This window comes from Paenibacillus sp. Pae15, from assembly GCF_024519685.1.
Taxonomy (GTDB): Bacteria; Bacillota; Bacilli; order Paenibacillales; family NBRC-103111; genus Paenibacillus_G; species Paenibacillus_G naphthalenovorans.
Window position 1 is genome coordinate 1 of sequence record NZ_JALJRM010000058.1, and the last position, 7407, is coordinate 7407.

The following is a 7407-nucleotide window of genomic DNA, read 5'->3' on the forward strand; positions in this document are numbered from 1 at the left end:
CCGAGAGACCGAAAACACCGATCGCCACAACAACAAAGTCGATACCGTCCATAAGCTCGAAAAATCCGAATGTCAAACGGTTAATACCTTGAATGGAATCGGAGCCGATCATGGAAATTAATAATCCTAATCCCATGGCGATCAGACCTTTGATTAATTTTTTGTCGCCCAGACCGCTTGTGGCAATTAATGCAAATAACATGAGCGCGAAATATTCAGGGGAGCCAAAAACATATGCCCATTTGGCCACATACGGCGTTAAAAATATCAATCCGATAAAACCGATCGTCCCGCCGATAAATGATCCAATCGCACTTAATGCCAGCGCAATGCCGGGCTTGCCTTTTTTGGTCAATTGGTAACCGTCCAAAGTCGTTACTGCCGACGAGGCATCGCCCGGTACATTAATTAAAATGGAAGTAAGGCTTCCGCCATACATCGATCCCTGGTAAATGCTCATGAGGAGCGTTAGTGCGTTGAGCTCGCCGATGGTGAAGCTTAGAGGCAGAAGCAGGGCTACTCCAGCCGTTGGACCAAGCCCGGGGAGCGCGCCAACCAATGTTCCGATAATTACCCCGAGAACGCACCAAAAAATAACCTGTGGGTCCAATATATTCATAAAACCTTGCAGTAATAGTTGTAATTCCATTCACTTCACCTTCTACCCCAGTATCCCTTTCGGCAGATTTAGTCCGAGCCAAACATCAAAAATGAAATAAATACATACCGTAGCTGCCGCACTGAAAATGGCCGCTCTTACCCATGACAGTTTTTCGACCATAACCAAAGTCACAAGCAGAAATAAACCTATGGTTAACTCCATTCCTAAATAATCACCGGCCCACAAAGAGACGGCCATCATTACCATTAAAAAACACTGCTGCCAAACGGTTGATTTTAAGACCGGCTCCTTTTGGGGATATCGTCTTCTTTTCAAAATCAACTCTACTAAATAATAAATAATCAAAACGATCAAAATGATGATCAGGATTCTCGGAAAAAAACCGGCACCCATTAATCCGTTTTTTATTAAGAACGGGAGTTTCATAGATTGCACAAAAAAAACCAACATAAGTATTAACAGCGAAGTGCCAAATATAATTTCAACTAACATTTGTCCTCCCTTTTTCTTTTACGTCATGATGAATCAAGTGTAAACCCTATTACGCAGGTGTTAAATTCATGCAGAAATACAAAAAACGAAGTCACCCTCCTTCAGGATCACATCTCCGGTTGTCCGGTCGAATTATTTCATATTATTCACATGCATTTAGTATGGATTAATGTTTGTTATGATAGCATCGCCAAAATCTTCTGTCAATACCGATGTTACCCTTTTCATCGACCTCCGGCGATTCCGCTCCTCACTTTATTACCTCTATTATAACAGGTGTCGTAATTAACATTTTTAACATAAAGAAAGCTGTCGAGACTTTCTCGACAGCCTGACCTGTTCCGAAGAACAGGCCGGATTTGTTCATCAAATCCCTTTTTGGAGGATTCGATCTGTTGCAATTTTTCTTTTCCATCACGAACTTATTTGGGCATTCGTTCATATAAAAAGTCAACGATGTGCACGGCTTGCATTTTGTCCGTAAGATCGGCCCTTTCAATGCCAAGTTTCATTTGCAGCAAACAGCCGGGATTGCTGGTAAGCAGATATTGGGCGTCTGTTTTCCTCACATTTTCCATTTTATGGTCGAGAATTTGCGCTGCCATATCCGGCTGAACCAGGTTGTATATTCCTGCTGAACCGCAGCATTGGTCAGACTGGGGCAACTCTACGAACTGAACGTTTTTGATGCGTTTCATGAGTTGGCGCGGCGCAGCGGATGACCGCATCACGTTGCGCAAATGGCAGGAATCCTGGTAAGTAATTTTTTCCCCAGGCCATGCCGCAAATTCAGGTACTCGTCCTTTTTCCAGCAAAATCAGGCTGACGTCCTTGACACGGGAGGCAAACCATTCGGACACTTCTGCCCATTGCGGATCGTCGTGCAGCAGGTGATCATATTCGCTCAATAGCGCGCCGCAGCCTCCGGCATTGGAAACGATGTAATCAACATTGGCTTCACGAAATGCGGCAATGTTGTTCACTGCCAGAGTTCTGGCCTGATCCATTTCGCCGCTATGGGCATGCAGCGCGCCGCAGCAATTTTGTCCGGGCGGGATGACGACCTCGAATCCGGCTTCGGATAGCAGCCGGACAGTGTTCAGGTTCGTCTTGGTAAACAAAACGTCCATGACGCACCCTCGAAACATGCCGACGCGGGCAACCTTTTCCCCCTTTGCCGGAATAACGGTAGTGCCCAATTGTTCTATCACGCCTTTATAGGAAGCATCCGGTATAATCCGCTCCATCTGGCTCAAATTTTTGCCGAATAGCCGGGTGACCCGAAGTTTTTGCGCGAGCCGCCTGAACCCTGACTTTTGATAGATTTGCAAAGCCAAGCCGAGCATGCGCATCTTGTTCTGGCGGGGGAACAGATAACGGAACATCCACGTGCGCATCCACTTGACCCATCCGCGATGTTCGGCGTGCTGCCCGATGGCATATCTTGTTTGTTCGATCAACTGCCCGTATTTCACGTCTGCAGGACAAACTGGCTCACAAGCCCGACAGCCCAAGCACAGGTCCATTTGATCTTTAAAGCCCTGGTCGGGTTCTATCAAGCCGTCGACAACGGCTTTCATAAGCGCGATTCTGCCTCTGGGCGAAGCCGCTTCGTAGCCTGTTTCTTTGAAAGTCGGGCAAGCCGGTTGGCAGAAGCCGCAGCGCATGCAATTGGTCAATTCATCGTAGTTGAGCCTCATTCTCATGGTTTCCGTCAAAGGATTGACCGACTTCGGGCCGACCGGTCTTACTTCCGGCTTAGCTAACTGTGCTGTCATGATCTGCAACCTTTCTTTTACGTGGTTCATCGGGAAATATTTTCCCCGGGTTCAATATATTGTGCGGATCGAACACCCGCTTGATGCCTTTCATGATATCGATCCCTATGGCACCGACTTTCCATTCCAAATAAGGCGCCTTAAGCAAGCCTACACCATGCTCGCCAGTAATCGTCCCCCCCAATTCAATGGCAGCCGCAAAAATGTCCTCGTAAGCCTGTATCACGCGTTGGATTTCTTCCTTATCCCGCGCATCGGTTGCACAGGTCGGATGCAGGTTGCCGTCGCCGGCATGTCCGAAGGTGCATATTTGAAGGTTGTATTTTTGCGCGATTCTATTGATTTGAGTCACCATATCGGCGATTTTGGAGCGCGGCACGGTAGCATCTTCCTGAAAAGTCGTCGGCCGAATCCGGGCGAGCGTAGACAGGGCGCCGCGGCGGGCTTGCATAAGCCTGTCCGCTTCCTCAGCATTTTGCGCAAGTCTCACTTCGACCGCGCCTTCCTGTTCGCAAATGCGAATGATTTGCTCAATGTCCTTGTCGACCACAGCCATATCCATGCCGTCCTGCTCAATCAGCAGAATCGCGTCCATATCGACAGGCAGGCCGAGCTTGTTGTATTCCTCGACCACCCGCAATGTGGCGTTATCGATAAATTCCAACGTGGCCGGAATGATCCGGTTGCCGACAATGAGGGAAACGGTGCGCGCTGCAGCATAAATATCCCGATACATCGCAATCATCGTCTTTTTCACCTTGGGAGCGGGAAGCAATTTGACGGTTGCTTCCGTAATAATGGCAAGCGTACCTTCCGAACCGACGAGCAGCTTCGTCAGATCGTAACCGGCTACGTCTTTATATAGCTTCCCGCCGGTACGAATCATTTCGCCGGAAGGCAGGACAGCCTCCAACCCGATAACATAATCCTTTGTCGTGCCGTATTTCAAACCTCTCAGGCCGCCGGCGTTTTCCATAATGTTTCCGCCCAACGTGGAGACGCTCATGCTGCCCGGATCGGGCGGGTAAAACAGCCCGTGCTTCTCCACTTCCTGATGGAAATCCTTTGTTATAAGCCCTGGTTGGAACGTTGCCGTGAGGTTATCCATATCGATTTCCAACAGCTTGTTCATACGGTTCATGACCATCACAATGCCGCCGTGAACGGGCACCGTGCCGCCGCATAGATTGCTGCCTGCCCCACGGCCGATGATAGGGATGCGATGCTCGGAAGCAACTTTTAAAATTTCCGCAACTTCCTCTTTGTTACCCGGGAAAATGACCCCGTCCGGCATGGCCTGATACAATGGCGTAGCATCATACGAATGACTGACCAACGCTTCCTGACTGTCTTTAAAATGGGCTTCTCCGACAATCGATATCAACTTTTGGCGAAGTGAGGTTTCCAGCATCAGCGTTTCCCTTCCGTTCTCTCATGAAACGTCCGTTTGTTGCGTTCAATTTGCCGTACATGGGTATTCACATGCTCTACAAAGGTTTCAACGACGTCGCGCAGCGATAGTTTGCCGGCTATATTATGTACTCCTGTACGTTTCCAATCATCTTCTTTTAATTGCTGCAATATCGGTACCATGCTTTCGCGGATCATTTTAAATAAATTTAAGTAAAAGTTCATATCCAAAGCGGAATAATTTAATCGGGAAGCCCATCCATCCGGGTCAAATTTGAAGAACAGCGGATGATTTTCCGAAATGATCCTTTTCATCCGATCCACCGCCAACATTTCCGCATCACATACGTGAATCACGACTTCTTTAATGCTCCACTTGTTCTCGCCCGGCTTAAAGTTCAAAAGCTCCTCGCTGACTCCTTCCAGAGCAGCGCTTAACCTTTCATACCCTCGAGCATAGTTTTGTACCAACGTTTCCATATGCAATGTCTCCTTCTCTTCACTTTTAATCATCACGGTTATTCTGTCTCTCTACCGGCTGCAATGGGGTTGTCCGGGTAGCTGATCCAATCGCTCCAACTTCCCGAATACAGCCTGACATTCTTATATCCTGCTTCCTTCAACGCCAGAAAGTTCGGGCAAGCGGTCACGCCGGAACCGCAGTACACCAAAATCTCATCCGAATCCTGGATTCCTTTAAACCGCTCCCTTTGTTCCTTTCCGGATTTCCATGTACCTTGATCGTTCAGGCTGTCCTTCCAAAAGTGATTCACCGCACTTGGAATATGGCCCGCCTTGAAATCAATAGGCTCTTCCAATCCGAGATACCGTTTCGTTTCCCGCGAGTCGATCAAGACGATGCCCTCTTTTCCGATTTTTCCTTTCACTTCCTCCATGCTTGCCACGAGCTGTTGTTGGATGGCCGGCTTAAAGATGCGGGGGCAAGCAGCTGGCAGTTCCGGCGTTACTTCATAGCCATTTGCTTTCCATTGAGAAAATCCGCCATTCATTACATACGCTTTCGAATGTCCGAAATATTGCAGCAGCCACCAGAAACGGGAAGCCATGGCTCCGCCTTGGTCGTCGTAGGATACAACCGTTACGTTCTCATCGACGCCGGCCAGCCCCAATTTTTGCGCGAAATCTTCCGCGTCAGGCAGCGGATGCCGTCCTCCGTGTTCTTTTATCGTTCCCGACATATCTTCTTCCAGGTCGAAATAATACGCACCCGGAATATGCTCTGCTTTATAAGCTTCTTTTCCTGCCGTAAGCTGCCCCATAATAAACCGGCAATCGATGATGCGAACTTCCGGGTTCCGCAGCTGCCCGTTTACCCATTCCATGCTTGCCAAATACGTTGACATTGTTCTCGCTCCTGTTCCTAATTTAGATTCAAAATAAAGCCCATTACTATATGCAAATGAGTTTCTGTATATCGTTGACTTCTTCCAATGCAAGCAAAGCGGTGTACACTTCCTTCGATTTTGCAGAAAAATCCGCATAATCCAGGCAATCAAAAAACTTTCTTTCCAATTCGTCCATATCGATTGGATTTTGCGAGGAGCCTTTGGCATGAAACACTTTTTCTTTCATGATTTGATCATTCGTGTATATGATTAATTCGGCATATCCCATATCTCCAGCCGGTCTGTTTTCCTTGATGGTTGTATCCTCGATTAACATGACTTTTGGAATTAATTGTTGAATCACGGGTCTGTTTACCATCTCATCTGTAAAGGAATGCACCGTCAATTTCTTGTCAATCAACATGGCCGAGACTACATATTCCAGACTGAATTTACCTTGTATGCCCGTTTTAGGCCGATTGTGTATTAACGGTGTAAATGAACCAACGGCTGCAACGCACTCGATACGTATAATTTCTGCCGGGTCAACTTCACTAAGTTGAGTCATACGATAGGCGGCGTCCGCAAACCGAAATGTAGCATGGCAGCAAGGATACCTTTTCATATTGAATCCGGGTTCAGTCAGACTCCAGGGATGACCCAGATCCGATCCCCAATCATCTTTAGGCTCTTCCAATGTATATAGATCGAAGACACCCGTTCTCGGACTGAATGAATCCTCGCAGGCGGTAAACCCTTTACTGACCAGTTGAGCCGCTTCAAGGCCGTTTCTTGCGCAATATCCTATATGATACGGCTTCGTCATCGTTCCGAAGTTTATTTTTAACCCCGACATCATAGAGCTTGCCAGTCCGAACACCTTTTTAAATTGCATTTGATCAAATCCATACAATTTCCCTGCGGCTGCCGCAGCACCAATCACACCGAGTGTCGCGCTGGGATGCCACCCTCTGATGTTATGGGATGGATTGAAATAATTTCCCAGCTTTGTCATGACTTCTACCCCGACGGCAAAAGCCGCAATCAATTCTCTGCCTATTTTGTTCTCAGCTTCGCAAACAGCCAGAACGGCAGCGTATACCGGTAAACTGGGGTGGCCTCTCAAACCCGCATGTACATCGTCGAAATCAATGGCATGACCCATGGTGCCATTTAGTAATGCCGCTAAACTTTCGGATGTTTTAAAACCATACCCCAGGACAGTGGATTTCGGAGCCGCAGATTGTTGTTTTACCCACTCAACGAGTATTTTGGTGACAGGCTCTTCATACCCTGTGAAAATAACGCCATGCGTATCAATAATCGCTTTTTTGGCATTTTTCACCACTTCCGCAGGCAAATCTTCATATCCAATCGAGCTGCAAAACCGACTTACATCGTCCATAAAGGCCATTATTCCGGCACTCCCTCGTCGTACTTTTGTATTCTCTTTTTGGCAACGGTTATTTCATATATTTTTTTGATCACAGGAAAGCAAAGAATTAGAATGGTCAAGAGCATAAAAGTTAAAGATAACGGTCTTGTAAAGAACATCGTCATATCGTTTTTGGAGACTAAAAGAGATTGTCTCAAGTTCGTTTCGATCATCTTGCCAATTACAACAGACAGGATGAGAGGCGTTAGCGGAAAATCAAACTTTTTCATGAAATAACCCAAGATCCCGAATACCATCATTAAACCTACATCAAAAAAGCTGTTTGACAACGTATAAACACCGATAAAGCAAAGAGCGGCGATC

8 protein-coding genes are annotated in these 7407 nt (G+C 47.1%); all 8 read right to left on the reverse strand.

Annotated elements, in window-relative coordinates; all coding sequences use genetic code 11:
* On the reverse strand, nt 1–649 hold a 649-nt coding region (locus NR121_RS24680; protein WP_256832114.1), incomplete at its 3' end, for a tripartite tricarboxylate transporter permease.
* A gap of 12 nt (nt 650–661) precedes the next feature.
* Nucleotides 662–1114 carry a tripartite tricarboxylate transporter TctB family protein gene (locus NR121_RS24685; RefSeq protein WP_256832115.1) on the reverse strand — a complete coding sequence of 151 codons (453 nt, stop codon included), beginning with the start codon at nt 1112–1114 and terminating at the stop codon, nt 662–664.
* Nucleotides 1115–1536: 422 nt separating this feature from the next.
* Nucleotides 1537–2892 carry a (Fe-S)-binding protein gene (locus NR121_RS24690; RefSeq protein WP_375162543.1) on the reverse strand — a complete coding sequence of 452 codons (1356 nt, stop codon included), beginning with the start codon at nt 2890–2892 and terminating at the stop codon, nt 1537–1539.
* On the reverse strand, nt 2873–4303 hold the full coding sequence (locus tag NR121_RS24695; protein WP_054820268.1) for an FAD-binding oxidoreductase: 1431 nt from the start codon (nt 4301–4303) through the stop codon (nt 2873–2875). The genes NR121_RS24690 and NR121_RS24695 overlap by 20 nt, the downstream gene beginning before the upstream one ends.
* Entirely contained in the window at nt 4303–4782 is a 480-nt protein-coding gene (locus NR121_RS24700; protein ID WP_256832116.1) for a DinB family protein, read from the reverse strand. Before NR121_RS24700 ends, NR121_RS24695 begins: the two co-directional genes overlap by 1 nt.
* 38 nt (nt 4783–4820) lie before the next feature.
* Nucleotides 4821–5666, reverse strand: a complete 846-nt coding sequence (locus NR121_RS24705) for a sulfurtransferase (protein ID WP_054820270.1) — start codon at nt 5664–5666, stop codon at nt 4821–4823.
* A 46-nt stretch (nt 5667–5712) separates the two neighbouring features.
* Complete coding sequence (locus NR121_RS24710) at nt 5713–7062, reverse strand: MmgE/PrpD family protein (RefSeq protein ID WP_256832117.1); 1350 nt, start codon at nt 7060–7062, stop codon at nt 5713–5715.
* On the reverse strand, nt 7062–7407 hold a 346-nt coding region (locus tag NR121_RS24715), incomplete at its 5' end, for a tripartite tricarboxylate transporter permease (RefSeq protein WP_256832118.1). The genes NR121_RS24710 and NR121_RS24715, both read right to left, overlap by 1 nt.

Bases quoted from the DNA above. Each gene is read 5' to 3' on its own strand.
- NR121_RS24685 (WP_256832115.1), bottom strand. From the start codon at position 1,114: ATGTTAGTTGAAATTATATTTGGCACTTCGCTGTTAATACTTATGTTG.
- NR121_RS24690 (WP_375162543.1), bottom strand. From the start codon at position 2,892: ATGACAGCACAGTTAGCTAAGCCGGAAGTAAGACCGGTCGGCCCGAAG.
- NR121_RS24695 (WP_054820268.1), bottom strand. From the start codon at position 4,303: ATGCTGGAAACCTCACTTCGCCAAAAGTTGATATCGATTGTCGGAGAA.
- NR121_RS24700 (WP_256832116.1), bottom strand. From the start codon at position 4,782: ATGGAAACGTTGGTACAAAACTATGCTCGAGGGTATGAAAGGTTAAGC.
- NR121_RS24705 (WP_054820270.1), bottom strand. From the start codon at position 5,666: ATGTCAACGTATTTGGCAAGCATGGAATGGGTAAACGGGCAGCTGCGG.
- NR121_RS24710 (WP_256832117.1), bottom strand. From the start codon at position 7,062: ATGGCCTTTATGGACGATGTAAGTCGGTTTTGCAGCTCGATTGGATAT.